The organism is Pseudomonas sp. AC532 (genome assembly GCF_979258965.1).
Genome location: NZ_OZ409888.1, coordinates 473,793 through 500,612 on the forward strand (window position 1 = coordinate 473,793; position 26,820 = coordinate 500,612).

A 26,820-nucleotide genomic window follows, 5' to 3' on the forward strand; every position below is an offset into this window, starting at 1 on the left:
CCCGAATACTTTTTCTAAGGAATCCCGTCCGTCATGATTCTGCCTTGGCTAATCCTGATTCCCTTCATCGGCGGCCTGTTGTGCTGGCAAGGCGAGCGCTTCGGCGCCACCCTGCCACGCTGGATCGCCCTGCTGACCATGTCCCTGCTGTTCGGCCTCGGCCTGTGGCTGTGGGGCACCGGCGACTTCAGCCTGGCCCCGGCGCCAGGCGCCGAGCCGCGCTGGGCCCACGAGTTCCAGGTGCAGTGGATCGCGCGCTTCGGCATCAGCATCCACCTGGCGATGGATGGCCTGTCGGTATTGATGGTCACCCTGACCGGCCTGCTCGGCGTGCTCTCGGTACTCTGCTCGTGGAGCGAGATTCACAACCGCGTCGGCTTCTTCCATCTCAACCTGATGTGGATCCTGGGCGGCGTGGTCGGCGTATTCCTGGCCATCGACCTGTTCCTGTTCTTCTTCTTCTGGGAAATGATGCTGGTGCCGATGTATTTCCTCATCGCGCTCTGGGGTCATAGCGGCAGCCCTGGCAAGAGCCGCATCACCGCGGCGACCAAGTTCTTCATCTTCACCCAGGCCAGCGGCCTGGTGATGCTGGTGGCGATACTCGGCCTGGTGTTCGTGCACTTCAACCAGACTGGCGTTTTCACCTTCAACTACGCGGACCTGCTCAAGACCGAACTGTCGGAAGGCACCGAATACCTGCTGATGCTCGGCTTCTTCATCGCCTTCGCGGTCAAGTTTCCGGTGGTGCCATTCCACTCGTGGCTGCCGGACGCCCACGCCCAGGCGCCTACCGCCGGTTCCGTGGACCTGGCCGGCATCCTGCTGAAAACCGCCGCCTACGGCCTGCTGCGCTTCGCCCTGCCGCTGTTTCCCAACGCGTCAGCGGAGTTCGCGCCAATCGCCATGTACCTGGGTGTGTTCGCGATCATCTACGGTGCGCTGCTGTCCTTCGCGCAGACCGACATCAAGCGCCTGGTGGCCTATTCCAGCGTGTCGCACATGGGCTTCGTGCTGATCGCCATCTATTCCGGTAGCCAGATCGCCCTGCAGGGCGCGGTGGTGCAGATGATGGCGCACGGCCTGTCGGCAGCGGCGCTGTTCATCCTCTGCGGCCAGCTATACGAACGCCTGCACACCCGTGACATGCGCGAGATGGGCGGGATCTGGGCACGCATGTCCTGGCTGCCGGCATTGAGCCTGTTCTTCGCGGCCGCGGCGCTGGGCCTGCCCGGCACTGGCAACTTCGTCGGCGAGTTCCTGATCCTGATCGGCAGCTTCCCGGCCGCGCCCTGGGTCACCGTAATCGCCGCCACCGGCCTGGTCCTGGGTTCGGTGTACTCGCTGATCATGATTCACCGCGCGCACTTCGGCCCGGTCAAGAACGACAGCCCGCTACCCGGCCTGCAATTTCGTGAACTGAGCATGGTGCTGTGCCTGGCCGTGCTGCTGATCCTGCTCGGTGTTTACCCGCAGCCGGTGCTCGATACCTCTGCCGCCAGCATGCAAGGCGTGCAGCAGTGGTTCAGTGGCGCCCTCAATCAACTCGCTACGGGCCAGTAACGCTATGGAACATCACGCTGTGGAATTCACCACCCAACACCTGATCGCCCTGCTACCGCTGCTGGTCACCTGCGCCACCGTGGTGGTGGTGATGCTGGCCATCGCCTGGAAACGCAGCCATGGCATGACCTGCGTGCTCTCGGTAATCGGCCTCAACGCCGCCCTGCTGTCGCTGCTGCCGACCATCGGCGTGACCCCGCTGCAGGTCACCCCGCTGATGCAGATCGACACCTTCGCCTGTTACTACATGGCGCTGGTACTGATCGCCACGCTGGCCTGCGTGACCTTGACCCACGCCTACCTGGGTGAGGCGACGGTCAGCGATGGCAAGACCAAGGGCTACCCGCGCAACCGCGAGGAAATGTACCTGCTGCTGCTGCTCTCCGCGGCCGGCGGCCTGGTGCTGGTCAGCACCGAGCACCTGGCGGGCCTGTTCATCGGCCTGGAGCTGCTCTCGGTACCGACCTACGGGATGATCGCCTACGCCTACTTCAACAAACGCTCGCTGGAAGCCGGCATCAAGTACATGGTGCTGTCGGCGGCCGGCAGCGCCTTCCTGCTGTTCGGCATGGCGCTGTTGTACGCCGACGCCGGCAGCCTGAGCTTCGCCGAAATCGGTGCCAGCCTGGCCGGCGCCAGCGGCAGCCAACTGGTACAGATCGGCATCGGCATGATGCTCATCGGCCTGGCGTTCAAGCTGTCCATGGTGCCGTTCCACCTGTGGACGCCGGACGTCTACGAAGGTGCCCCGGCGCCGGTTGCGGCGTTCCTGGCCACCGCCAGCAAGGTGGCGGTGTTCGCCGTGCTGCTGCGCCTCTATCAGCTCTCCCCGGCCACCGCCGGTGGCTGGCTGAACGATCTGCTGACGGTCATCGCCATCGCCTCGATTCTGTTTGGCAACCTGCTGGCCCTGGTGCAGAGCAACCTCAAGCGTCTGCTCGGTTATTCGTCCATTGCCCACTTCGGCTATCTGCTGGTCGCGCTGATCGCCAGCAAGGGCCTGGCCGTCGAGGCCATCGGCGTGTACATGGCAACCTACGTGCTCACCAGCCTGGGCGCATTCGGCGTGATCACCCTGATGTCCACGCCCTACAACGGCCGTGACGCCGATGCCCTGTACGAGTACCGCGGGCTGTTCTGGCGGCGCCCGTACCTGACCGCAGTGCTGACGGTGATGATGCTGTCGCTGGCCGGCATTCCGCTGACTGCGGGCTTCATCGGCAAGTTCTACGTCATTGCCGCCGGTGTGCAGGCGCAATTGTGGTGGCTGATCGGCGCGCTGATCCTCGGCAGTGCCATCGCGGTGTTCTACTACCTGCGGGTAATGGTCACGCTGTTCCTCAACGAGCCCAACCTGCACCGCCACGATGCCCAGTTCAACTGGGGCCAGCGTGCCGGCGGGATCATGCTGATTCTGGTGACCATCCTGGCCTTCATCCTCGGCGTGTACCCGCAGCCGCTGCTGGACCTGGTACAGCAGGCTGGCTTGGCCACTGTGGCGCTCTGACCCGAGCCTGGCGTCATGAAAAACGGCTGCCATTGGGCAGCCGTTTTTGTTTGTCCCTCACGCAGCGGGTTGGTCTTCGCCAGGCTGCTCCCCGGGTTTCACTTCATTTCATCCAGGCTACGGGTCCGGTGATCGTGCTTTCGTAGCCTGCTGATGAGCGAAGCGATGCGCAGGGAGCGGGCTAGAAGATGCCCTCATTTCCTCCCCCGCTCCCGGGTATCGCTGCGCTCTAGCCAGGCTACCGTCCGAGTGACAAAGAAAAACGGCTGCCTTTTAGGCAGCCGTTTTGGTTGGCGCGCGCTGTTATTCGGGCAGGCGGACCGTTTTCTTGCCCGCGCTGAAGAGGTTCCAGCTGGCGACGAACAAGGCGGCCACCAGCGGGCCGATCACGAAGCCGTTCAGGCCCAGCAGCGCCATGCCGCCCAGCGTGGAGATGAGGATCAGGTAATCGGGCAGGCGGGTGTCCTTGCCGACCAGTATCGGTCGCAGGATATTGTCCACCAGGCCGATTACCAGCACGCCGAACAGGGTCAACACCACGCCTTGCCAGACGCTGCCGTTGAGAAACAGATAGGCCGCTACCGGAGCCCATACGATCCCCGCACCGGCAGCCGGCAGTAGCGACAGAAAGGCCATCAGCACGCCCCACAGTAGCGGGCTGGGAATGCCCAGCACCCAGAAGATCAACCCGCCCAGGGCGCCCTGTACGGCGGCCACGACGATGTTGCCCTTGACCGTGGCGCGTACCACCCGGGTGAACTTGATCTGCAGGCGACGTTTGGTGTTGTCGCCCAGCGGAATGGCCATGCGAATGTCGCGAACCAGTTCCTGGCCGTCACGCAGCAGGAAGAACAGCAGGTACAGCATGATGAAGAAGCTGATGATGAACTGGAACGTGCCCTGGCCAATCGCGAACACTTTGGTCGCCAGGTATTGGCTGCCCGCGGCGGCGCCACTGGAGACCTGCTCGCTGAGGTCATTGAGGTCGCCCATGCCGAAGCGGTCGATGTGCTGTTGCAGGAACGGCGGCAGCATCTCCCGGGTGCTGGTCACGTAAGCGCCCACGTCAAGCTCGCCGGACTCGATGCGCTGGTAGATGCTGGTGCCCTCGGCGACCAGCGCCGAGGTGATGAAGATCACCGGCAGGATCGCCACCAGCAGGCAGATCAGCAGTGTCAGCAGCGCCGACAGGTTGCCCCGCCCGCCAATGCGCTGGGCCATGCGCCGTTGCAGGGGGGCGAACACCACTGCCAGTGCCATCGCCCAGAACACGGCGCCGTAGAACGGCAGCAGGATCCACAGAAAGGCGATCGTCACCATGATGAGCAGGAGAATGAAGGTTTTCTTTTCGAGCGAGGTGGTCGGCATGGTCGGATCACAGGCTGGGTATGCCCGTTAGTCTGCTGCCGGCCGGACAAAGTGCGACAAACTTGTTGTACGGGCGTCCTTGCCCGCGCAAGTCCTGTCCCGAATGGCCGCCAGGGCACTCCAGTCCGCTTTTGCAGCCGAAGGGTTTACCAGCCTACAGAACCATGGCGGCGATCCAGCCGAACACCAGCAGCGGCAGGTTGTAGTGCAGAAAAGTCGGCACTACGGTATCCCAGATGTGGTGATGCTGGCCGTCGACATTGAGCCCGGCAGTCGGGCCCAGGGTAGAGTCTGAGGCGGGCGAGCCGGCATCACCGATGGCACCGGCGGTACCGACGATGCAAACCGTGGCCAGCGGGCTGAAGCCAAGCTGCATGCACAGGGGCACGAAGATCGCGGCAATGATCGGTACGGTCGAGAACGAGGAGCCGATACCCATGGTCACCAGCAGGCCGACCAGCAACATCACCAGCACGCCGAGCCCCTTGCTGTCGCCGATCCAGGCGGCGCTGGCATCGACCAGGCCGTTGATTTCCCCCGTTTCACGCATCACTTCGGCGAAGCCTGACGCGGCGATCATGATGAAGCCGATCATCGCCATCATTTTCATGCCTTCGGTGAACAGGTCATCGGTCTCCTTCCAGCGCACAATGCCGGAGGCGGAGAACACCACGAAACCGAGCAGCGCCCCGATGATCATCGAATCGAGCCACAGCTGCGCACCAAAGGCCACCGCTACGGCCACGGCAGCAACCAACAGGCTGCGTGCGTTGTAGCTCACCGCCACGCGCTCGGTGCGCTCGACTCTGGCCAGGTCGTAGCTGCGTTTGCGGCGATAGGTGTACAGCGCCAGTAACAGCCCCACGAGCATGCCGATGGCGGGTATCAGCATGGCATGGCTTACGTTCACGCCAGCTACATCCACGCCGCTGCGAGCCACGTTGGCCAACAGTATTTCGTTGAGGAAGATATTGCCGAAACCGACCGGCAGGAACATGTAGGGAGTTACCAGCCCGAAGGTCAGCACGCAGGCGATCAGCCGGCGGTCGATCTGCAGCCGGGTGATTACGTAAAGCAGCGGCGGCACCAGCAACGGGATGAAGGCGATGTGGATCGGCAGGATGTTCTGCGAGGCGATCGCCACGGCCAGAAGCAGGCCGACCAACATCCATTTCAACGCCCCGCCACCGCGTTGCGAATCCTGGCGGCCAACCAGCACCAGCGCCTTGTCGGCCAAGGCGTGGGCCAGACCGGATTTGGCGATCGCCACGGCGAAGGCGCCCAGCAAGGCGTAGGACAGCGCCACCGTAGCGCCGCCGCCAAGCCCCTTGTTGAAGGCCGTCAGTGAACCTTCGATACCGAGCCCACCGATCATCCCGCCGGCCAGGGCTCCGACGATCAGCGCGACCACGACATGGACCCTGCAAAGGCTGAGAATCAGCATGATGCCGACGGCGGCGATGACTGCGTTCATGAAAGGCTCCTGGAATCCTCGCCTGGGGTGGCGCATGGAGGACGACTTTGGGTGCGTCCCGCAAAAAGCGTCGCACTCTGCCGGAAGCTGACCTAGGTGTCAAAAACCACATCCCAAAGCAGGCGCGGGCTCGCCGCCGAACAAGCGCAGCGGTTCTAAGCAAATAGCACAAACGTCCTTTGCGCCTGCGGCCTGGAGCGTTAGCCTCGCGGGTTTACCTATTGGAGGATACATATGCTCGATATCGTTCTGGTCGCCGGCTCGAGCCGCCCCGACAGCCAATCCGCAAAAGTCGCCCACTTCCTGCGTAAACGCCTGACCAGCCTGGGCAAGACCAGCGCGCAGTCGAGCCAGGTCATTGATCTGGGTAGCGGCCCTCTGCCCCTGTGGCCGGCCGAGGATGCGGGCGCCTGGGCCGATTACAGCGAACGCCTGAAACGTGCCGACGCGGTGGTGGTGATCGCGCCCGAGTGGAATGGCATGGCCGCTCCGGCAATCAAGAACTTCTTCATCTACGCCAGCAAGGCCGAGCTGGCCCACAAGCCGGCACTGTTGGTGGGGGTGTCTTCCGGGATAGGCGGCGGCAGCCCGATCGCCGAGCTGCGCAGTTCAAGCTACAAGAACTGCCGGGTGAATTACCTGCCCGAACACGTGATCATCCGTCAGGTGACCAAGGTATTGAACGACGAACAGCCGGCCAGCGAAGACGACAGCCGCATTCGCGCACGCATCGACTACGCCCTGGACATCCTCGCCCAGTACGGCGAAGCGCTGAAACCGGTGCGCGCCAACATCGACCTGAGCGATCCGGCGTTCACCAATGGTATGTAATTACCGGAAGCATTCACTGGCAGCCGCAATGCCGTCGCATGACAGACACGGCCTGTAGCCTGGCTGAAGCGCAGCGAAACCGGGGGCGAGGTTTCCTGCGCATCGCGCAAAGAACGATCAGCTAACGGCCGCGCAGCGGCAACTCGACGCTTACCCGCAGGCCGCCGAGGTCGCTATCGCAGAGCGACAGCGTGCCGCCCCAGGCGTCGACGATATCGCGCACGATACCCAGCCCCAGACCGTGCCCCGCCGTCTGTTCGTCCAGGCGAATACCGCGGCTGAGCACCTCCTCGCGGCGCTCCGTGTCGATTCCCGGGCCATCGTCGTCGACGTTGAGCACGTAGTGCTGGGCCGTGCGTTCGATGCTCAGCCGCACCTGGCTGTCTGCCCATTTACAGGCGTTGTCGAGCAGATTGCCAAGCAGCTCCAGCAGGTCTTCGCGGTCGCGCGGCAGGCGCAGCGGCGCAGGCGTGGTCTGCCAGCTCAGTTGCAGCCCGCTGTCGTGGATCATCCCCAGCGTGGCGAACAGGCCTGGCAATTCCTCCTGGCAGTCGAAATGCGCGCCTGGCAGGGCCTCGCCCGCGAGGCGGGCGCGGCCCAGTTCACGGGCGATGCGCTGCTCGATCTGTTGCAGGTGCTCGAGCAGGTTGTCGCGCAGCTCGGGATGGGCGCGCAGTTCGTCACGCGAGGCCAGGTTGACCAGCACCGCCAGTGGCGTTTTCAGGGCGTGCCCGAGGTTGCCGAGGGCGTTGCGCGAACGTTTGAGGGTTTCCTCGGTGTGCGCCAGCAGGTGGTTGATCTGCTCGACCAAGGGCTCCATTTCCTCGGGCACCTGGGTGTCCAGCTCCGAACGCTGGCCCTGTTGCAGCTGGGCGATCTGCACGCGGGTCTGTTCCAGTGGCCTGAGCGCACGGCTCACGGCCAGGCGCTGCAGGAGCAGAATCAGCGCCAGGCCGCCCAACCCGAGGGCCAGACCGATACGCTGCACGCGGCGGAAGCTCTCCAGCACTGGCGTGTAGTCACGCGCCACGGAAATGCTCAGTTGTTGGCCGAAACGCTGGTACTCGCCGCGGTAGGTCACCAGCAACTGCCCTTGCGGGCCGTCCTGCAACTCGGGCTGCAGGCCATCCACGTCGGACGGCCGCAGCTCGCTGTCCCACAGCGAGCGCGAACGCCAGCTCTTGTCGGGGAAGTCGATACGGAAATACAGGCCCGAATAGGGGCGCTGAAATGCCGCGCTGAGGCGCGACTCATCCAGCTGAATACCGGTAGGGCCACGCACCAGCGCGACCAGCAGCGACTGCGCCTCGTCCTCGAGGCCCGACTGTATGTAGCGCCGCAGGCTGCTGTCGAACAGCCACAGGCAGGTCTGTGCCAGCAACAGGCCGATGATCAGCAAAACGCTGATCAGGCCCAGGCTCAGGCGCCGCTGAATAGATCTCAAGCGGCACTGCCGCTGAACCGGTAGCCCTGGCCACGGCGGGTCTCGATCACCTCACGGCCAAGCTTGCGGCGCAGGTGGTTGACGTGCACCTCGATGACGTTGGAGTCACGCTCGGTCTCGCCGTCGTACAGGTGCTCGGCCAGGTGGCTCTTGGAAAGAATCTGCCCGGCATGCAGCATGAAATAGCGCAGCAGGCGGAACTCGGCGGCGGTCAGTTCGATTTCCTGCTCGCCGCGGCTCACGCACTGGCGCCCCTCGTCGAGGTGCAGACCGGCAGCCTGCAATTGCGGCTGGTTGGCCAGGCCGCGGGCTCGGCGCAGCAGCGCCTGAATGCGCAGTTGCAGTTCTTCAGGATGGAAGGGTTTGGTCAGGTAATCGTCGGCGCCCACCTTGAGCCCTTCGATGCGTTCGGCCCAGGAGCCGCGTGCGGTGAGCACCAGAACCGGTGTGGCCAGGGCGCCCTTGCGCCATTCCTGCAGCACCTCGAGCCCCGGCTTGCCAGGCAAACCGAGGTCGAGAATGATCAGGTCATAAGGCTCGCTGGCGCCCTGATAGACCGCATCGCGGCCATCGGCCAGCCAGTCCACGGCGTAGCCTTGACGCGTCAGCGAGGCGATCAGCTCATCGGCGAGGGGTACATGATCTTCCACCAGCAACAGGCGCATGTCAGTTATCCACCTCGTCCTTCAGGATATTGCCGTCGTGGGCATCCAGTTCCAACTCACGTACCACGCCCTCGCGGGTCAGCAGTTCCACTTCATAGACGAACACGTTGTCCTCTTCCTCCAGCTCGGCCTCGAGCAGCGTCGCGCCGGGGTAGCGCTCAAGGGCGGCGCGCATGAGTTGCTCGAGCGGCAGAATCACGCCGCTCAAACGCAAGTCGCGCGCCTCGTCCTGGTCGAGATCACGCGCACTGGCGGCGCAGGTCAGCGTCACCAGTAGCATGATGCAAATGAAGCGTAAGAGTGGATTGCCTTTCATCAATCATCCTGATGGTTCTTGAGGACAGTGCCATTGGTCGCGTCCAGCTCGACGTCCCATTTACGGTTCTGGGCGTCACGGATTTCTACCTGATAGAGGTAGCGGCCATACTCTTCCTCGAGTTCGGTGTCCTCCAGTTTACCGCCCGGATGCGCGGCAAGGGCAGCCTCATTGAGTTTTTCGAAGGATTGGATGGTACCCGCGTCACGCAGCTTCAGTGCCTCGTCGGGTCCCAGGTCGCGGGCCTGGGCGATACCGGCGGTGGCGGTCAGGGCAGCAACGGCGAACAATGCGGTCAATTTCTTCATGGTGATCTCCTTGGATCTGTTTCGACGGTGTTCAGATTAAGGGGGCCGACTTAACTCAAGCTGAATTGGCCCACAGACCGGTTGGCGTCCGCGTCCTATACTGGCGCCCTCACAACCGGAGACTGGCATGAGCGCCATTCAGATCAAGTTTTCGTCCCTCACCGTCAAGGCCGGCCGCCGCGCCCTGGCGCGTATCCGCGAGCGCAACCTGCAGCCTGCCGATGTCGGCACCCTGCCAGGCGCAGCGGGAGGCCCGAAGGCACTTGGCATCCAGGGGCTGGACATTGCCCTGTTCGGCGAATGGCTGGCAGGCGCTCCCCGGGAGCGCTCGCTGATCGGCGCCTCGATCGGTTCCTGGCGCTTCGCCAGCGCATGCCTGCCAGAACCGGCCTCGGCACTGCGCCGCCTGGGCGAGCTGTACACAGGCATGCGTTTCGCCAAGGGTGTGAGTACCGTGGAGGTGTCGCGGCGTTGCGCGCAGATGCTCGACGACTTGTTGCAGCAGCAGGATGCCGCGGTGCTCGACAACGCCCACTACCGACTCAATGTCGTGGTGGTGAAAAGCCATGGCCGCCTCGCCGAGGACGGCAGGCGCGCGCTGGGCCTGGGACTCTCGTCGGTGATTGGTGACAACCTGCTGGGCCGCCAGCGGCTGGCACGGCACTTCGAGCGGGTGATCCTGCACGATGCGCGCCTCGCCCCGCCACTGCATCCGCTTACAGACTTCCCCTCCCGCTGCCTGCCGCTGGACGTCGGCAACCTGCGCCAAGCTCTGCTGGCATCCGGCTCGATCCCGTTCGTCATGCAGGGCGTACGCGATATTCCCGGCGCCGGCCCGGGTACCTACCGCGACGGCGGCTTGCTCGACTACCACCTGGACCTGCCCTACAGCGGCGAAGACATCGTGCTCTATCCGCATTTTACCGATCGGATCATCCCCGGCTGGTTCGACAAGGGCATGCCCTGGCGCCGTGGCGACGCCACGCGGCTGCAGGATGTGGTGCTGCTCGCTCCCTCCCGTGACTACCTGGCACGCCTGCCCCACGGCAAGTTGCCGGACCGCAAGGATTTCAGTCGCTTTCTCGGCGATGACGCCGGGCGCGAGCGGTACTGGCGTCTGGCGATGGACGAAAGCCGCCGGCTGGGCGACGATTTCCTGGAGCTGGTGCAAAGCGGCCGCCTGGCCGACCAGATGCAGCCGCTCTAGTATCGGCCGTGTCGCCCAGCCCATCTTTTGTCAGAAAACTGGCGTAATAGCGGGTGCAGCACTTAAACGATTGGCGGCTATAAAAAATACCGAACCAAATGGAACCGATACGCGGGGCTATTTTCCTATTGAATGTTGGTGTTTTTTTCATGGGTTGGCCGGGCAACTGCAACATGCGGCTAGTGGCGTAACCCCTGAAAACTTTGATGCCCGTCAACGTCACAATTTAATTTTCGGTTTTTTTAAAAATTAATTGATTGGGATGTGACTTGCAGGGCTCATCGAACCATCAACAGCTATGACCGTCAGCGTTAACAAACCTGCTGACACTATGAATCATTGGGAAATCCTCGGAGAACCGACCCCATGAACGCTTCGCTGCGTTTCAATGATGCACTGCTGATTGCCGATCGTGCCTTTCAACCTTTTCACTGTGTCGCCTGGGCTCCTCAGGATGGCACCGGCGTGCTGAGCCTGACGGTCGTAGACCGGACCAGCACTCGCCTGATCGATCGCACGCAACTCACCAGCAGCATTTACAGCGACCCGCAGGAACTGGCCAAGGCACTGAAAAAATCCCGTGAAGAACTGAGCCGCAAGGGCTTCGATCTTGCCCCGTGGAGCATGCCGGAATAGTGCATTAGAGCACCTCGCTTATACGGCCCTGCCAAGTTGCCGCATCCCGTGCGGCAACTTTCATTCGCCAGCAACATCCGCTTGCCCCCCGCCGCCACACGACCTCGCGATACAGGGAAACACTGAACTTACCGCCCTCTTTGGCGGGCTAAGTTGTATCTGTCGTAACGAGTTGACCGGCATGTACAACGTCGTGGAAGTAATAGTTGCCAAGGGGCGCCTCAAGCCTGACCAGGTATTCGCCGCGCGGCTAATGGCGGAGGCGCGCTGATGAGCAGAGTCGACCCGCTTTCCGACCTGCCCAACGATCTGCACTACGTCGACGACCGCACACCGGGTATCACACGGCGCAAGTTACGTGGCAAGTTCTGTTATTTCGAACCCAGCGGCGAGCGCATTCGTGATAACGCCGAAATTGCGCGCATTAATGCCCTGGCCATCCCCCCGGCCTATGCCGACGTGTGGATATGCCCAGACCCCAAGGGCCACCTGCAGGCCACCGGCCGCGACGCACGGGGCCGCAAGCAGTACCGCTATCACCCGCGCTGGCGCGAAGTGCGCGATACCAACAAGTACGCCAACCTGTTGCTGTTCGGCAAGGCGCTACCCAAATTGCGCCAGGCGGTCGAACAGCACCTGTTGTTACCCGAGCATGGCCGCGAGAAGGTCATGGCCACCGTCATCACCCTGCTCGACAACACCTTGATCCGCATCGGCAACGCCCGCTATGCCCAGGAGAACCGTTCCTACGGCCTGACCACCCTGCGCAACCGCCACGTAGAGGTGCAAGGCAGCGCCATCCGCTTCCATTTCCGCGGCAAGAGTGGCATCGAGCATGAGGTGCAAGTCAGCGACCGGCGCCTGGCGCGCATCATCCGGCGCTGCCTGGAATTGCCGGGGCAGCATCTGTTTCAATACCTGGACGCGAATGGCGAACGCCACACCGTCACCTCCACCGACATCAACAACTACCTGCGCGAGTTGACCGGCGCCGATTTCACCGCCAAGGACTATCGCACCTGGGCGGGAAGCGCGCTGGCGCTGACCCTGCTGAGGGAACTGGAGTGGCAACCGGAAAGCGCGGGCAAGAAGCACGTGGTCGCGATGGTCAAGCAGGTGGCCGAGGAGCTGCGCAATACGCCGGCGGTGTGCCGCAAGTGCTACATCCATCCGGGCCTGATCGAGGCCTTTCACGCCGGCGAGTTGGCGGGTCTGCGCCTGGCGGCCGCACGCAAGGGCCTGCGCTCGGAAGAAAGTCTGTTGATGCGTTTCCTCGAGCGCCTGCCGAAAGTCGAATAGCCCACGGAAGTGGCAAGATCTGTGGGATCGATGTCATTGCTGCCAAACCTGCGCGCGCGCACACTGCGGCCATCTTTCCCGAGGGATGGCCATGGACGCCCGCAAATGTATCGCCGCGCTGATCTACCCGGGCTTCATGAGCCTGGACGTCGTGGGCCCGTTGCAGGTTTTCGCCTCCGCCAACGTCGAACGCAATCGCCAGGGCCTGGGCGACGCCTACCGGCTGTTGATGCTGGCCGAGCAGCCCGGCGCGGTGCGCAGTTCTTCTGGCATCTGCGTGCTGGCCGACGCGGCGTGGGCCGATTGCGCTCCGGCCACGCTGGATACCCTGCTGATTCCAGGCGGCATCGGCGAAACCGCGCAATGCGAGAACCAGCCGTTGCTCGCCTGGCTGCGCGATGCCGAGCCGCATATCCGGCGGCTGGGGTCGGTGTGTTCGGGGGCGCTGATCCTCGCACGTACCGGCCTGCTCGACGGCCAGCGCGTCACCACCCACTGGGCCGACATCGAAACCCTGCGCCAGCACGACAGGTTGCGGGTGGATGGCGACTGCCTGCACACCTACGATCCGGTCACGGGCAGCGTCGGTAGCCACCTGTTCACCTCGGCGGGCGTGACCGCCGGTATCGATCTTGCTCTGGCCCTGGTCGAGGCTGACCTTGGCCGCAGCATGGCGTTGGCGGTGGCGCGGCGTCTGGTGATGTTCCTGCGCCGCCCTGGCGGCCAGGCTCAATTCAGCGCCCTGCTCGCCCCCGAGCCCAGCCGTACGCCACGCCTGGCCGGATTGCTGGACTGGATTCCCGCCCACCTGGGCAGCCCCCTTTCGCTGGAGACGCTGGCGAGCCAGGCAAACATGGCGCCGCGCACCCTGTCGCGGTTGTTCGCCCGGGAGCTGGGCGTCGGCCCGGCAGCTTACGTGGAGCGCGTTCGTCTGGAGGCCGCCCGGGCATTGCTCCAGGACGCCCAAGCCTCGGTCAGCACCGTCGCGCGCCTGACCGGCTTCGGCCATCCGGAGAACCTGCGTCGAGTCTTTCACAAACATTTATCCATCAGCCCGCAGGACTACGCCGAGCGCTTCGGCCAGGAGACGACCCATGCTTGAACTACGCCCCAATTGCGAATGCTGTGACCGCGATCTGCCCCCGCATGCCATGGATGCGCGCATCTGCTCGTTCGAATGCACCTATTGCAGCGATTGCGCCGACAACCACCTGAACGGCCACTGCCCGAACTGCCTGGGTGAGCTGGTGCGCCGGCCGATCCGTCCCGCCGCGAAACTGGCGGCTAACCCACCGTCGACGTTGAGGGTGCTCAAGGCCGGGGGATGCGATGCTGCTATTGCATAACAAATCGCTGTTGATCCTGTTCTGCGCCCAGGCGTTGTACTGGAGTTGCTCGCTGATCGGCATCACCCTCACCGCCCTGATCGGCATGCAGCTGTCGCCCTACAACAGCCTGGCAACCCTGCCGCTGGCATTGCTGGTGCTGGCGAATCTGCTGGCCACCCACCCGCTGTCGTTGTTCATGCAGCGCCATGGCCGCCGCCCGGGGCTGGCCCTCGGGGCGGCGGCCGGCATCCTCGGTGGGCTGATCAGTGCGTTGGGGGTGTGGCTGGCAGATTTCTACCTGTTCTGCATCGGCGCCCTGCCGATCGGGGTCTACCAGGCGTCGGCCATGTATTACCGCTTTGCCGCCCTGGAGGCGGTGGGCGATGCACACAAGGGTCGCGCCGCGGCCTTCGTGATCGGCGGCGGCGTGTGCGCCGCACTGCTGGCCCCGCCGCTGACATTGTGGGCGCGCAACGTGCTGGACACGCCCTTCGTCGGCGCCTACCTGCTGCTGGCGGCGTTGGCGCTGCTCGGCGTGGTCCTGCTGAGTGCGCTGCGTGAGGGCGCCATTGCGGTTGCACCGCGTGGCAACCTGTTGGCGCTGCTTGGCCGTCCCGGTATCCGCCGTGCCTTGGCCATTACCGCCATCGGCCACGGTCTGATGATCCTGGTGATGAATGCCACGCCACTGGCGATGAGCTTCTGCGGCCTGGACGTGGAGAGCGCCGCACGGGTGATTCAGTGGCACATGCTTGGCATGTTCCTGCCGGCCCTGATCGCCGGCCCGCTGGTGGACCGTCTCGGCGGCCAGCGGATGGCGGCGGCGGGCATCGCGCTGCTCGGCAGCAGCGCGCTGATCGCCCTGTTCGGCCAGGCGCAAGCGTATTTCCTGCTCTCGTCACTGCTTCTGGGAATCGGCTGGAACCTGATGCTGGTTGCCGGCACCACGCTGCTGGCCAGCGCTCACAGCGCCGACGAGCGTGGCCGAGCCCAGGGGCTGATGGAGCTCAGCAACGGCGGCGTTGCCGCTTGCGCGGCATTCGCTTCGGGCGCGCTGATCACCGGACTGGGCTGGAGCTTTGTGAATCTCGCCATGCTGCCGGTACTGGCACTCGCCACCATGGCGCTGCTGGTGCGCTCGGCGCCGCGCCAATCAGTCGGCGGTTGAGCGCTAAGCGCCGTATACCGTTACCTGGTTGCGACCATTGCGTTTGGAGTTGTAGAGCGCCTGATCGGCGCGCTCGATCAACTGCTGATGGTCCTGGCAGGGTGCGCTGAGGTCAGCCACACCGAGGCTTACCGTGAAGGGAATCATCTGCCCTTCGCGGCTTATCTGCAGGCCCTCCACCACGCCACGCAGGCGCTCGGCAAAAACGCGGCCTCCTGCCGCGTCGATATCCGGCAGCAGCACCACGAATTCTTCGCCACCGTAGCGGCCGGCGATATCGGTATCGCGAATCTGCTCACTCAACACCCTGGCGAGGCTCTGGATTACCGTATCACCAGCCTGGTGGCCGTAGGTGTCGTTGACCTTCTTGAAATGGTCGATATCGAAGATCACCAGCGTTGCGCTGCTGCCATAACGGCGATGCCGCGCGTACTCACGCTTGAGTTCCTCCTCCCAGTACCCGCGATTGTTCAGGCCGGTCAGGCGGTCGGTGCGCGACAGGTGCTTGAATTGATCGCTCATCGACTGCAGCTGGCGCTTGTTGACCGCCACGCTGGTGACGTCATAGATGATCAGGCACAGGTGCTCGATCTTGCTGTTGGTGGCCTGCAGCGGCAGGATCGTGGTGTTCTGGTACATGAAATCTTCCAGCCCGGTAATCGGCTGGTAGTTTCGAAAGCGCACCACATACGGGCGCTGCTCCCAGATGGTGAAGGCTGGCGTTCCGAGCGTGACGACGCTTTCCGCCTTGCGGCGAAACCAGCTCTCTTCGACCTCCGGGAACAGTTCGAAGAACGAGCGCTCTGCGGCATCGCGCGCCGAACGCCCGGAGTGGTTTTCCATGAAGCTGTTCCACACCTCCACCCGGTATTCGCGATCCAGCACCACCACACCGACATCGATACTCTGCACGATCGCCAGCAGCCAGTGGAACTCGTTGAAATCCATGTTCGCGACCATGTCTGTCATTCCATCAGGTAGGCGAGTTTGCCGGTGAGCAGGGGCACCGAATCCTCGGTGAACAACAGCAACAGGTCGAAGTGGATGTTGTGCCCCTCGATGCTGTAGCTGACTTCCACCGCGAGGGTCTTGCGCCAGCGCTGGCTGTTGATGCGGATCAGTTCATCGATGGACGCGTGCTCACCCAGCACCTGCGGGTGGCCCTGGGAAAAATTGACGTCGAGTTGTTCGGCGATTCCGCTCAGGCAGGCACCGATCAGCACGCTGGACATGTCCAGGAGCATCTCCATGGGGCTCGCGTCCTGCTCCTGCCACTTCATCAACCTGGCCATGTCGGCCACTTCCGAGTCATGGAAGATCAGCAGCGCTTCACCACACATGCCCCCGCCTATATAGCCCTGGCACACGGCGGTGAGGCCATTGCCGCGCTGGGCGTCGGCCAGGGCCATGTGCAGCTCGCTGACCTCGAGGATGTTCACGTTGGGAATCGGCAACTGCACGAACACCCCGAGCACGCGCGCCAGCAGCGCCGCAGCACGCCCCATGGCGACGTTGACGACCTCACGAAAGGCATCGCGAAACGACACCGAGGGCTCTTTGACGGCGCCGGCAGGTGCCGCCACCGGCACCGCAGCAGCCGTCAGAAAGCCCAGCCGGTCGAGGGTCTCGCGCAGCAATTGCGGATCAGCAGGCTTCTTCAAAAAGGCCAGGGCACCGAGCGCCTCGACGCGCCGCACAGCCTCTTCCTGCACATCACCGGAGACCACGATGACCTTCTGCGCCAGCCCTTCCGCCTTCAGCGCTGCAAGCACGCCATAGCCATCGAGCACCGGCATCGTCAGGTCCAGCAGCAGCAGGTCGAAACGAGTAGCACGCAGCTGCGCCAGGGCTTCCTCGCCGTTGGCCGCCTGGCTGACGGTCACCGGCCAATCGGCTGGCAAGGCGCGCAGCAGTTGCTTGCGCGCCATGTTCGAATCGTCACATACGAGAAGAGATGCTGTTGGCATCAAAACGCCCCACATAAAGATAAACCGTTTGTCCGGTCTGGTAACGCGGCGGTGAGTCTGGCGACGACAACGGCTCAGTCCTGGAGCGCCTGGCCAAGATATAGCAAAAAGCCATTACATTTCTGTTGTCATCGCAAATTCGTGAGCGTCAGCACCTTTAAACAAACAAGGCGACCGAAGTCGCCTTGTTTGCTTGCCGCCACCTGATTCAATAGTAGGCGTTTTCGCGGTTGCTGTGATCGGTCACGTCGCGCACACCCTTGAGCTGAGGAATGCGCTCGAGCAGGGTTTTCTCGATGCCCTCCTTGAGCGTCAGATCAGCCTGGCCGCAGCCCTGGCAACCACCGCCAAACTGCAGCACGGCGATACCTTCGTCGACGACGTCGATCAAGGTGACCTGGCCGCCATGACTGGCCAGGCCCGGGTTGATTTCAGTCTGCAGGTAGTAGTTGATGCGCTCGTTGAGCGGGCTGTCCTCGTTGACCATCGGCACCTTGGCATTCGGTGCCTTGATGGTCAGCTGGCCGCCCATGCGATCAGTGGCGTAATCGACTACCGCGTCTTCGAGAAAGGGCTCGCTGACGGCGTCGATCCAGGCGGTGAAGCTGGCCAGGCCGATAGCCTGGTCTTCGGGCTTCTGCTCACCGGGCTTGCAGTAAGCGATGCAGGTTTCCGCGTACTGGGTTCCCGGCTGGGTGATGAAAACGCGAATGCCGATACCCGGAGTGTTCTGCTTGCTCAGCAGGTCTGCCAGGTAATCATGGGCGGCATCGGTAATGGTAATAGTGCTCATGGCAACTCCTCACGGTCATGTGGCGAAGTGTACGCCAAATCATGCTGCTGGATAAAGTCCTACTAAATTACTCAGGATAATGCCTGCCGCCTACCAGGCGTCGTTCGCTCGGCGACCCAGGCCTTGGCGTGAACGAAAAAACGCTTCTCGATCAATTCGTAACTGCCCCACGACGCCAGCGCGATCAGCGGCAGGCAGGCCGTGATGACCAGGTACGGATTGAGGTCGAGGCGCGCCTGTAGATACCAACCCAGCGACAGCACGATCACGTGCAGCAGGTACACCGAATAGGAAAGGTCGCCCATTCGAGCCAACAGCCGATTGCCGGTGAACCAGGGCTCCATGGCGATGCAGGCCGCGACGATCAGCGCGCTGGGCACTCCCCAGTGCAGTAGGCGCATGGAGTTGTCCAGGTGGTAGATGGCCAGCAGCGCGCCGGCGATCAGCAACAGCGGCAGCCACAGGCCCTGGCGAATCCAGCCACGGCTGTAGACCATGCCCAGCAGTACGCCGAACAGAAACTCGTAGACGATGCTGTTGCGATAGAAGTCGCTGAGCCAGGGCTGGGTGGCCAACAGCCCAAACGCCAGCAGGCCACCGGTGATCAGCAGCAGGCGCAAGCGTTCCGGCGCGATGAAAGCCAGCGCGAACAGCAGGTAGAAGAACATCTCGTAGTTGAGCGTCCAGCCGACGTTGAGCGTGGGGTACAGGCCGAAGCCTGCGGGGTTCTCTGCCGGGATGAACAGCAGCGACAGCAGCAGGTGCTGCAGGTCGAACGCCTGGGTGGGCATCACCGGATTGGCGAAGGCAATGATCAGTGCGGCGATCAGCGAATACAGCCAGTAGGCCGGCACGATGCGCAGCGCGCGATTGAGCATGAAGCGCCATGGTGTGATGGCCTTGCCCTGGGTAGACAGGTAGATCACCAGCCCGCTGATGACGAAGAAGATATCCACACCAACCGCACCCTTGTCGGTAAACAGCCTGCCCAGGAAGCTGTCCGCCTTGAAATCGAAAAACACCTGCATGACATGGTGAAAGACCACAACCCAGGCTGCCAGCGCCCGCAGGGCCTGCACTGAAATCAGCATAAAACCGCCATTCTCCCTCTCGTTGAAACCGCTAGGGGCAGCCGTGAAATCCGCCTGCCACAGCGTCCGACCGCAGCGGCTGGAGAAAGGTCGGGCGCGATTCGCCGGCATGCGCTACCCGGCGCGCCTCGTCGCTGCGCCGGCGTTGTCGGCACCATGCGAGCACTGCAGGAGCATGCACACCGTCGGGACCACACGCTCGCATGTCCCTCACGCCGCGGCAGGCGATGTATGGATCATGTCGAACTGCGCAGCGGGCGCGCTGCCTGCCAGGCAAGCGGACTGAAGGCCGACGGGAACATGAACATAATTCATGCACAATCGCGCTGCGCAGAAAAAGCACCAACCTTTGTTATCATCGCAACCCTTGTCATAGCCCACCGTTCAGAGCTTTTCCCATGCCCTTGTCAGATCGCAGCGCCCGCCTCCAAGCACTTCAGCACGCCCTCAGGGAACGCATCCTGATTCTCGATGGCGGCATGGGCACGATGATCCAGAGTTACAAGCTGGAAGAAGCCGATTACCGCGGCGAGCGCTTCGCCGACTGGCCGAGCGACGTCAAGGGCAACAACGACCTGCTGTTGCTCAGCCAGCCGAAGATCATCGCCGAGATCGAGCGCGCCTACCTGGACGCCGGCGCGGACATCCTGGAAACCAACACCTTCAACGCCACCCAGGTGTCCCAGGCCGACTACGGCATGGAGTCCCTGGCCTACGAGCTGAACCTGGCCGGTGCCCGCGTGGCCCGTGAAGTGGCCGACGCGAAAACCCTCGAAACCCCGGATCGCCCACGTTTCGTTGCCGGCGTGCTCGGCCCGACCAGCCGCACCTGCTCGATTTCTCCGGACGTCAACGACCCGGGCTACCGCAACGTCACCTTCGACGAGCTGGTGGAGAACTACACCGAAGCCACCCGGGGCCTGATCGAAGGCGGCGCCGACCTGATCCTGATCGAGACGATCTTCGACACCCTCAATGCCAAGGCGGCGATCTTCGCCGTGCAGCAGGTGTTCGACGAAGACGGTGTCGAGCTGCCGATCATGATCTCCGGCACCATTACCGACGCCTCGGGCCGTACCCTGTCCGGGCAGACCACCGAAGCGTTCTGGAACTCGGTGGCCCACGCCAAGCCGATTTCCGTGGGCCTCAATTGCGCCCTTGGCGCCGCAGACCTGCGCCCCTACCTGGAGGAGCTGTCGACCAAGGCCGGCACCCACGTTTCGGCGCACCCCAACGCGGGCCTGCCCAACGCCTTCGGTGAATACGACGAAACACCGGCGGAAATGGCAGCCGTGGTCGAGGAATTCGCCGCCAGTGGCTTCCTCAACATCATCGGCGGCTGCTGCGGCACCACACCGGCGCACATCCGGGCCATCGCCGAGGCGGTTGCCAAGTACCCGCCACGCACCATCCCGGATATTCCAAAGGCTTGTCGCCTGTCCGGCCTGGAGCCGTTCACCATCGACCGCAGCTCGCTGTTCGTGAACGTCGGCGAGCGCACCAACATCACCGGCTCGGCCAAATTCGCCCGTCTGATCCGTGAAGAGAACTACACCGAGGCTCTGGAAGTCGCCCTGCAGCAGGTGGAAGCCGGCGCGCAGATCATCGACATCAACATGGACGAGGGCATGCTCGACTCCCAGGCGGCGATGGTCAGGTTCCTCAACCTGATCGCCGGCGAGCCGGACATTTCCCGGGTGCCGATCATGATCGACTCCTCCAAGTGGGAGGTGATCGAAGCCGGCCTCAAGTGCATCCAGGGCAAGGGCATCGTCAACTCGATTTCCATGAAGGAAGGCGTCGAGCAGTTCAAGCACCACGCCAAGCTGTGCAAGCGCTACGGCGCCGCCGTGGTGGTGATGGCCTTCGACGAGGCCGGCCAGGCCGACACCGCCGCTCGCAAGCGCGAGATCTGTCAGCGCAGCTACGACATCCTGGTCAACGAAGTGGGCTTCCCGCCGGAAGACATCATCTTCGACCCGAACATCTTTGCCATCGCCACCGGCATCGAGGAGCACAATAATTACGCCGTGGACTTCATCGAAGCCTGCGCCTTCATTCGCGACCACCTGCCCCATGCGCTGAGCTCGGGTGGCGTATCCAACGTGTCGTTCTCGTTCCGCGGCAACAACCCGGTGCGCGAAGCGATCCACTCGGTGTTCCTCTACTACGCGATCCAGAACGGCCTGACCATGGGCATCGTCAACGCCGGCCAGCTGGAAATCTACGACGAGATTCCCAAGGAGCTGCGTGACCGCGTCGAGGATGTAGTGCTCAACCGCACACCGGGCGGCACCGATGCCCTGCTGGCCATCGCCGAGAACTACCGTGGCGGTGGCGCGACCAAGGAAGTCGAGAATGAAGAGTGGCGCTCGCTGCCGGTCGACAAGCGCCTTGAACACGCGCTGGTCAAGGGCATCACCGCGTTCATCGTCGAAGACACCGAAGAATGCCGCCAGCAATGCGCGCGCCCCATCGAGGTCATCGAAGGCCCGCTGATGAGCGGCATGAACATCGTTGGCGACCTGTTCGGCTCGGGCAAGATGTTCCTGCCCCAGGTGGTCAAGTCCGCCCGGGTGATGAAGCAGGCCGTGGCCCATCTGATTCCGTTCATCGAAGCCGAGAAAGGCGACAAGCCGGAAGCCAAGGGCAAGATCCTCATGGCCACTGTGAAAGGTGACGTTCACGACATCGGCAAGAACATCGTCGGCGTGGTGCTGGGTTGTAACGGCTACGACATCGTCGACCTGGGCGTGATGGTGCCGGCAGAAAAGATCCTGCAAACCGCCATCGCCGAAAAGTGCGACATCATCGGTCTGTCCGGCCTGATCACCCCGTCGCTGGACGAGATGGTGCACGTCGCCAAGGAAATGCAGCGCCAGGGCTTCACCCTGCCCTTGATGATCGGCGGCGCGACCACCTCCAAGGCGCACACCGCAGTGAAGATCGATCCGCAGTACAGCAACGATGCGGTGATCTACGTGACCGACGCGTCGCGCGCCGTCGGCGTGGCCACGCAGTTGCTGTCCAAGGAGCTCAAACCCGACTTCGTGCAGCGCACCCGTGACGATTATGTAGTGGTGCGCGAGCGTACCTCGGCACGTGCCTCGCGTACCGAGCGGCTGAGCTACGACAAGGCCATCGCCAACAAGCCGAAGTTCGACTGGACCGGCTATACCGCACCGACACCGAGCTTTACCGGGGTGAAGGTTCTCGATGACATCGACCTCAACGGGCTGGCCGAATACATCGACTGGACGCCGTTCTTCATCTCCTGGGACCTGGCCGGCAAATACCCGCGCATTCTCAGCGACGAAGTGGTCGGCGAAGCGGCCACCAGCCTGTTCGAAGATGCCCAGGTGATCCTGCGCAAGCTCATCGACGAGAAGCTGATCAAGGCCCGTGCTGTATTCGGGTTCTGGCCGGCCAATCAGGTGCGTGACGACGACATCGAAGTGTATGGCGAAGACGGCCAGCCAATGGCAACGCTGCACCACCTGCGGCAACAGACCATCAAGCCGGATGGCAAACCCAATCTATCCCTGGCCGACTTCGTCGCACCGAAGCACAGCGGCATCACCGACTACGTGGGCGGTTTCATCACCACCGCCGGCATCGGTGCCGAGGAAGTTGCCAAGGCCTACGAGGCCAAGGGCGACGACTACAACTCGATCATGGTCAAGGCGCTGGCCGATCGCCTCGCCGAGGCATGTGCCGAATGGTTGCACGAGCAGGTGCGTAAGGAGCACTGGGGCTACCAGCCCGACGAGCACCTGAGCAACGACGAACTGATCAAGGAGGCCTACAAAGGTATCCGCCCTGCCCCCGGCTATCCGGCCTGCCCGGATCACACCGAGAAGCGAACCCTGTTCAACCTGCTCGACCCCGAGGCCGACTATCACAAGGCCGGCCGCAGCGGCGTGTTTCTCACCGAGCACTACGCCATGTTCCCGGCGGCGGCGGTCAGCGGCTGGTACTTCGCCCATCCCGAGGCGCAGTATTTTGCAGTCGGCAAGGTCGACAAAGACCAGATCGAGCAGTACAGCGCGCGCAAAGACCAGGACATTTCCGTCAGCGAACGCTGGCTGGCACCCAACCTGGGGTATGACGAATGAGTGAGCACCCTTACCTGCTCGACGGGCTGGAAAGCGCCGACATGCTGGTCATCGACGACCTGCATGCCTTCGACTTCCAGCTCGACGACGAACTCCTCGACCAGGCTGACGCCGCCGCTGAAGCGGGTGAGCCGTTCGCCAGCGAAAGCGTGGTGCTGTCCATCGAGGTGCAGGATGGCCGCGAACGCAAACGCTGGCAGTTCAGTTACAACGCGGTGATGGAAGCCGCATATCAGGCTGGCGATGATAGTTGGCTAGTCGACGGCCATCGCTTGATCTGTCTGGCCGCTGTCAGCGTTGATGCCGACTAGCCTCGCCAATTACCGAGTGGCTTCTTGCCGATGAGCCTGGATACCCACCAATCCGTCTACCGGGAAAAGCTGATCGAGCATCTGTTCGTCGCAGAGATGCTCAAGCTTTCCTGGCTGAAGTACGGCGCAACGCTGGAAGTCTCCCATTCACTGCTTGACCGCTCGGGCCACGATATCGTGCTGGAAGCGGATGGCGTTGTCCGTCATATCCAGCTCAAGACCTCGGCTATTTCGGCGGTTACCGCCAGCCAGAACATTCATCTCGATCTGGGACGCAAACCATCGGGCTGCGTGATCTGGATTCAATTCGACCCGAACAGCATGGCACTCGGTCCATTCCTGTTCTTCGGTGGCTTGCCAGGCGAGCCACTTGCCGACCTGCAAGCTTTTAGAGTCGCCAGGCATACCAAGGCCAACGTCCAGGGCGCCAAGGCCGAGCGGCCGAATATACGTGTGGTGCCGCGAGCGAGCTTCGCTCGTATCGAATCCATCGAGGCGTTATACGCCGGGCTGTTTGGCTCGCAGCGGCGATAAGCGGCTCAGGGGAAGGAGCTCGCTTCAGGCAGGACTTACGACAAATCCGACGACGACCTGCGCACCAGCTTGATCGAATGCTTGAGCGTCGGCTTGCGCGTTACGCTGATCGCCTTGCGGGTCACCGTGTCGATGGTGATGTTCCAGAAGCCACTGCTGGGCACGGTGATCTTGGCCGGAAACTTGTCGAACGCGCCGCCGTGGTAGGTGTGCCGGCCGCCATTCTTGAAGCTGCGAAAATTCGCGTCGTTCATCAGGCGGATATTGCAGGGCTGCGAGCATTCGATGACGACCAGGTCGTCTTCGTTGAGGTGCTCGCGCTGGTGTATGTACTTCATTTGGCGCTCCGCGCGGTGTTTTCAGTGCGATAGCATGACTCACCAGCCGTCCGACAGCAAAGCCCTGGACTTTTCCAGGCCCAGGTAGCTCGCCAGGATGCGCTGCCAGCTGCCGTCGGCGCGCATGCTCTGGAACGCCTCGGTCATGCGCTGGTGCAGCGCCGGAGCGCCTTCGAGCCTCAGGCTGCCAGCGATGTGGCTGCGGGTACTGGCCAGCGGTTTGCCGAACAGCAGCGGTGCTTCGTAGCCCAGCTCACGCCACAGGTACAGCGCACGCAGGTCGATCTCGAACCAGGCCACCACGCGACCGCTGTGCAGCAGTTGCGCAGCCTGTTGCGGATCGGTGACTTCGACGACGCGTTGCTCGCCCGTGCGCACGGCATTGATGTCCTCTGCCCTTGGCGTGCCACTCATGACCGCCACCGGCCCGGCTTTCAGCGCCTCGGCGAGACTGCTGAACGGATGATCGACGCTGGCCAGTACATAGGACGTGGGCAGCACGTCCACAAGCCAGACGAAATCGTCCTCGCGCTCCGCAGTGCGCCCCAGGTTCAGGACGATGCCCCGTTCATCGCCGCTCGCCTCGCTCAGCACACGGCGCCAGGGTACGTTTCGAAAATTGCACTGCTGCTCGGTGCGCACGCACAGCTCGCTCATGAGGTCGCCAAACAGCCCGGCCCGCTCGGGGGCCACGTCAGCGAACGGCATCTGCCCCTGGCCGACATAGATGTTCAACGGCTCGGCCAGCACGGCGCTGCTGGTGCCCAGGGCACCGACCAGCAACGCGGCCCAACCCGCACGCCGAACTCGGCTTACGCCATCACTTATGCCCACACGCCAACCCCACAGCCGATCGCCCGGGCGCAGTGTGCATCAGGCACGGGCAAACGCCAATCAGCCCAAGGCGGTATCCAGGAACATCATCACGGCAAAGCCGCCCATCAGTCCCAGGGTCGCGGGTGTCTGGTGGCCGTTGCGGTGGGTTTCCGGAATGATTTCGTGGGACACCACGAAGAGCATGGCGCCCGCCGCCAGACCAAGCCCGATGGGATAAGCCAGCGCATAGCTGCTGGACATACCGACGCCGACCAGCGCGCCCAGCGGCTCCATCAGGCCCGTGGCTGCTGCGATCAGCGCCGCCTGCAACGCCGACAGGCCGATGGTACGCAGGGCGAGCGCCACGGCCAGGCCCTCGGGCAGATCCTGGATAGCGATGGCGGTCGCCAGGGGCACACCGACCTGCATGTCATCCCCCGCAAAGCCGACCCCAACCGCCATGCCTTCCGGCAGGTTGTGCAGGGTGATGGCGAAGACGAACAGCCACACGCGGTTCAGCCGCTCGGTCTGCGGGCCACGTGGCCCTGTGCTCTCATGTTCGTGGGGCGTGAAATGGTCGAGCCCGAGCATCAGCAGGACGCCGAGCGCCAGCCCCAGCACCACCGTGGCGGCACCGAGCAGGCCACTGCCGGTGATGCCTTCGGCCGCCTCGAGCCCCGGCAGGATCAGCGAAAACGAACTGGCGGCGAGCATCATCCCGGCGGCAAAGCCGAGCAGGCTGTCCTGGGTCTTGACGCTGATGGTGCCCAGCGCAAGCGCAGCCATCGCGCCCAGTGCGGTCGCCACGAAACCCGCGCCGCCGCCATACAGCGCGTTCCTTATGCGCTCGGGATGGCCTTCATCGAAGACATTGAACAGACTGCTGATCAGCAGCCACAGGACCACCAGCAGTGCGACGCCCAGCCCGGCGGCGACCCAGGGCGAAGCGCGCATCTGGATGAGGCAGGCCTGCAGAAAACCATGGTTGGACTGTGGAAGCGCTTGCATGAAACCTCTCTGTTAAACCACGAATAACCGGGACGAATACTTTAGGGCCTGTTGACGTTCCGGCACGCGAATGATCGGCCAGATCCCCGTGCGCACATGCCACAGCCTCCATGACACGCTTGATATCTGCGACACTCCAGGCCTCACTGGTGTTCATGCAACATGGAGTCAGCATGGCAAAACACAGCGCCACCGTTCTTTGGTCGCGGGGCGACCAGGCTTTTCTCGATAACCGCTACAGCCGTGCCCATCGCTGGCTGTTCGACGGTGGCCTGGACATTCCCGCCTCCTCCTCCCCGGCCGTGGTGCCGCTGCCGATGTCCGACGCCAGCGCCGTCGACCCGGAAGAAGCGTTCATCGCCTCGCTGTCGAGTTGCCACATGCTGTGGTTTCTCTCGCTCGCCGCGCAACAGGGATTTCAGGTCGACGATTATCGGGATGACGTCGAGGGCAAGCTGGCCCGTGATGAACAGGGTCGCCTGGCGATTACCGACGTGCTGCTTCGACCGCAGGTGATCTTCAGTGGCGACAGGCAGCCTGGGATGGATGAACTGCACGGCCTGCACGGCGCCGCGCACGACGCCTGCTTCCTGGCCAACTCGGTGCGCTGCCCGGTACGCTGCGAGCCGCTCATCTAGGCAATGCCCCTTTTACGTCGCTACTCAGGCGAATATCTGTTGCACCTTGCACGCTCGATCAGGAACCATTCTCGACGGCCGGCAGACGCCAAACG

The 26,820-nt window shown here is 63.2% G+C and carries 26 protein-coding genes; 13 read left to right on the forward strand and 13 right to left on the reverse strand.

Annotated features, from left to right (window positions below; translation table 11 throughout):
• Positions 1–33 precede the first annotated feature (33 nt).
• Positions 34–1,563, forward strand: a complete 1,530-nt coding sequence (gene nuoM, locus ACZ0AV_RS02290; protein WP_499149544.1) for an NADH-quinone oxidoreductase subunit M — start codon at positions 34–36, stop codon at positions 1,561–1,563.
• Between the two features lie 19 nt (positions 1,564–1,582).
• The gene (nuoN, locus tag ACZ0AV_RS02295) at positions 1,583–3,070 is read left to right on the forward strand and encodes an NADH-quinone oxidoreductase subunit NuoN (RefSeq protein ID WP_499149545.1); all 1,488 of its coding nucleotides are present in this window, start codon (positions 1,583–1,585) and stop codon (positions 3,068–3,070) included.
• A 303-nt stretch (positions 3,071–3,373) separates the two neighbouring features.
• Here nuoN and ACZ0AV_RS02300 read toward each other — a convergent pair whose 3' ends face one another.
• Both ACZ0AV_RS02300 and ACZ0AV_RS02305 read right to left on the reverse strand, forming a co-directional pair.
• Positions 3,374–4,438, reverse strand: coding sequence for an AI-2E family transporter (locus ACZ0AV_RS02300; protein WP_499149546.1), 1,065 nt, complete (start codon positions 4,436–4,438; stop codon positions 3,374–3,376).
• 154 nt (positions 4,439–4,592) lie between these two features.
• Entirely contained in the window at positions 4,593–5,912 is a 1,320-nt protein-coding gene (locus ACZ0AV_RS02305) for a Na+/H+ antiporter family protein (protein WP_499149547.1), read from the reverse strand.
• Positions 5,913–6,146: 234 nt separating this feature from the next.
• Between ACZ0AV_RS02305 and ACZ0AV_RS02310 the strand changes: the two genes are divergently transcribed.
• On the forward strand, positions 6,147–6,743 hold the full coding sequence (locus ACZ0AV_RS02310; RefSeq protein WP_499149548.1) for an NADPH-dependent FMN reductase: 597 nt from the start codon (positions 6,147–6,149) through the stop codon (positions 6,741–6,743).
• Between the two features lie 121 nt (positions 6,744–6,864).
• Here ACZ0AV_RS02310 and ACZ0AV_RS02315 read toward each other — a convergent pair whose 3' ends face one another.
• The 4 genes from ACZ0AV_RS02315 to ACZ0AV_RS02330 are packed head-to-tail and all read right to left on the reverse strand — an operon-like array spanning position 6,865 to position 9,476.
• On the reverse strand, positions 6,865–8,187 hold the full coding sequence (locus ACZ0AV_RS02315) for a sensor histidine kinase (RefSeq protein WP_499149549.1): 1,323 nt from the start codon (positions 8,185–8,187) through the stop codon (positions 6,865–6,867).
• The gene (locus ACZ0AV_RS02320) at positions 8,184–8,852 is read right to left on the reverse strand and encodes a response regulator transcription factor (RefSeq protein ID WP_499149550.1); all 669 of its coding nucleotides are present in this window, start codon (positions 8,850–8,852) and stop codon (positions 8,184–8,186) included. The genes ACZ0AV_RS02315 and ACZ0AV_RS02320 overlap by 4 nt, the downstream gene beginning before the upstream one ends.
• Before the next feature lies 1 nt (position 8,853).
• Positions 8,854–9,132: a PepSY domain-containing protein gene (locus tag ACZ0AV_RS02325; protein WP_499153266.1), complete on the reverse strand. Its 279-nt coding sequence runs from the start codon at positions 9,130–9,132 to the stop codon at positions 8,854–8,856.
• Between the two features lie 35 nt (positions 9,133–9,167).
• Positions 9,168–9,476, reverse strand: coding sequence for a PepSY domain-containing protein (locus tag ACZ0AV_RS02330; protein WP_499149551.1), 309 nt, complete (start codon positions 9,474–9,476; stop codon positions 9,168–9,170).
• Positions 9,477–9,603: 127 nt separating this feature from the next.
• On the opposite strand from ACZ0AV_RS02330, the gene ACZ0AV_RS02335 reads away from it, so the two are divergent.
• The 6 genes from ACZ0AV_RS02335 (at position 9,604) to ACZ0AV_RS02360 (ending at position 15,114) form a co-directional block, all read left to right on the forward strand.
• Complete coding sequence (locus tag ACZ0AV_RS02335) at positions 9,604–10,683, forward strand: patatin-like phospholipase domain-containing protein (protein WP_499149552.1); 1,080 nt, start codon at positions 9,604–9,606, stop codon at positions 10,681–10,683.
• A 366-nt stretch (positions 10,684–11,049) separates the two neighbouring features.
• Positions 11,050–11,319, forward strand: a complete 270-nt coding sequence (locus ACZ0AV_RS02340; protein WP_499149553.1) for a hypothetical protein — start codon at positions 11,050–11,052, stop codon at positions 11,317–11,319.
• A gap of 270 nt (positions 11,320–11,589) precedes the next feature.
• On the forward strand, positions 11,590–12,618 hold the full coding sequence (locus tag ACZ0AV_RS02345; RefSeq protein ID WP_499149554.1) for a DNA topoisomerase IB: 1,029 nt from the start codon (positions 11,590–11,592) through the stop codon (positions 12,616–12,618).
• Between the two features lie 91 nt (positions 12,619–12,709).
• The gene (locus ACZ0AV_RS02350; RefSeq protein ID WP_499149555.1) at positions 12,710–13,720 is read left to right on the forward strand and encodes a GlxA family transcriptional regulator; all 1,011 of its coding nucleotides are present in this window, start codon (positions 12,710–12,712) and stop codon (positions 13,718–13,720) included.
• Positions 13,713–13,964, forward strand: a complete 252-nt coding sequence (locus tag ACZ0AV_RS02355) for a DUF1272 domain-containing protein (protein ID WP_499149556.1) — start codon at positions 13,713–13,715, stop codon at positions 13,962–13,964. Before ACZ0AV_RS02350 ends, ACZ0AV_RS02355 begins: the two co-directional genes overlap by 8 nt.
• On the forward strand, positions 13,951–15,114 hold the full coding sequence (locus tag ACZ0AV_RS02360; RefSeq protein ID WP_499153267.1) for an MFS transporter: 1,164 nt from the start codon (positions 13,951–13,953) through the stop codon (positions 15,112–15,114). Before ACZ0AV_RS02355 ends, ACZ0AV_RS02360 begins: the two co-directional genes overlap by 14 nt.
• A gap of 3 nt (positions 15,115–15,117) precedes the next feature.
• On the opposite strand, the gene ACZ0AV_RS02365 is transcribed toward ACZ0AV_RS02360, so the two are convergent.
• The 4 genes from ACZ0AV_RS02365 to ACZ0AV_RS02380 all read right to left on the reverse strand — a co-directional run bounded on the left by ACZ0AV_RS02365 (position 15,118) and on the right by ACZ0AV_RS02380 (position 18,965).
• On the reverse strand, positions 15,118–16,074 hold the full coding sequence (locus ACZ0AV_RS02365) for a GGDEF domain-containing protein (protein ID WP_499149557.1): 957 nt from the start codon (positions 16,072–16,074) through the stop codon (positions 15,118–15,120).
• Between the two features lie 5 nt (positions 16,075–16,079).
• Positions 16,080–17,081 carry a response regulator gene (locus ACZ0AV_RS02370; RefSeq protein ID WP_499149558.1) on the reverse strand — a complete coding sequence of 334 codons (1,002 nt, stop codon included), beginning with the start codon at positions 17,079–17,081 and terminating at the stop codon, positions 16,080–16,082.
• A gap of 208 nt (positions 17,082–17,289) precedes the next feature.
• A complete protein-coding gene (nfuA, locus tag ACZ0AV_RS02375) occupies positions 17,290–17,874 on the reverse strand; it encodes a Fe-S biogenesis protein NfuA (RefSeq protein ID WP_070883354.1) in 585 nt (194 codons plus the stop codon).
• A gap of 71 nt (positions 17,875–17,945) precedes the next feature.
• Complete coding sequence (locus ACZ0AV_RS02380) at positions 17,946–18,965, reverse strand: acyltransferase family protein (protein WP_499149559.1); 1,020 nt, start codon at positions 18,963–18,965, stop codon at positions 17,946–17,948.
• Between the two features lie 398 nt (positions 18,966–19,363).
• Here ACZ0AV_RS02380 and metH point away from each other — a divergent pair, with 398 nt between their 5' ends.
• Genes metH through ACZ0AV_RS02395 form a run of 3 tightly spaced genes read left to right on the forward strand, consistent with a single transcriptional unit; the run spans position 19,364 to position 23,925 of the window.
• Positions 19,364–23,080, forward strand: coding sequence for a methionine synthase (gene metH, locus ACZ0AV_RS02385; protein ID WP_499149560.1), 3,717 nt, complete (start codon positions 19,364–19,366; stop codon positions 23,078–23,080).
• Positions 23,077–23,391, forward strand: coding sequence for a DUF5629 family protein (locus tag ACZ0AV_RS02390; protein ID WP_499149561.1), 315 nt, complete (start codon positions 23,077–23,079; stop codon positions 23,389–23,391). Before metH ends, ACZ0AV_RS02390 begins: the two co-directional genes overlap by 4 nt.
• 30 nt (positions 23,392–23,421) lie before the next feature.
• Positions 23,422–23,925 carry a hypothetical protein gene (locus ACZ0AV_RS02395; RefSeq protein WP_499149562.1) on the forward strand — a complete coding sequence of 168 codons (504 nt, stop codon included), beginning with the start codon at positions 23,422–23,424 and terminating at the stop codon, positions 23,923–23,925.
• A gap of 35 nt (positions 23,926–23,960) precedes the next feature.
• On the opposite strand, the gene ACZ0AV_RS02400 is transcribed toward ACZ0AV_RS02395, so the two are convergent.
• The 3 genes from ACZ0AV_RS02400 to ACZ0AV_RS02410 are packed head-to-tail and all read right to left on the reverse strand — an operon-like array spanning position 23,961 to position 26,033.
• On the reverse strand, positions 23,961–24,263 hold the full coding sequence (locus ACZ0AV_RS02400) for a DUF1883 domain-containing protein (protein ID WP_073266852.1): 303 nt from the start codon (positions 24,261–24,263) through the stop codon (positions 23,961–23,963).
• A 39-nt stretch (positions 24,264–24,302) separates the two neighbouring features.
• Positions 24,303–25,097, reverse strand: coding sequence for a substrate-binding periplasmic protein (locus ACZ0AV_RS02405; RefSeq protein ID WP_499149563.1), 795 nt, complete (start codon positions 25,095–25,097; stop codon positions 24,303–24,305).
• Positions 25,098–25,157: 60 nt separating this feature from the next.
• Positions 25,158–26,033 (reverse strand): ZIP family metal transporter, encoded by an 876-nt coding sequence (locus ACZ0AV_RS02410; protein ID WP_499153268.1) that lies wholly within the window; start codon positions 26,031–26,033, stop codon positions 25,158–25,160.
• A gap of 227 nt (positions 26,034–26,260) precedes the next feature.
• Here ACZ0AV_RS02410 and ACZ0AV_RS02415 point away from each other — a divergent pair, with 227 nt between their 5' ends.
• Positions 26,261–26,725 (forward strand): OsmC family protein, encoded by a 465-nt coding sequence (locus tag ACZ0AV_RS02415; RefSeq protein ID WP_499149564.1) that lies wholly within the window; start codon positions 26,261–26,263, stop codon positions 26,723–26,725.
• The last annotated feature ends 95 nt before the right edge of the window (positions 26,726–26,820 follow it).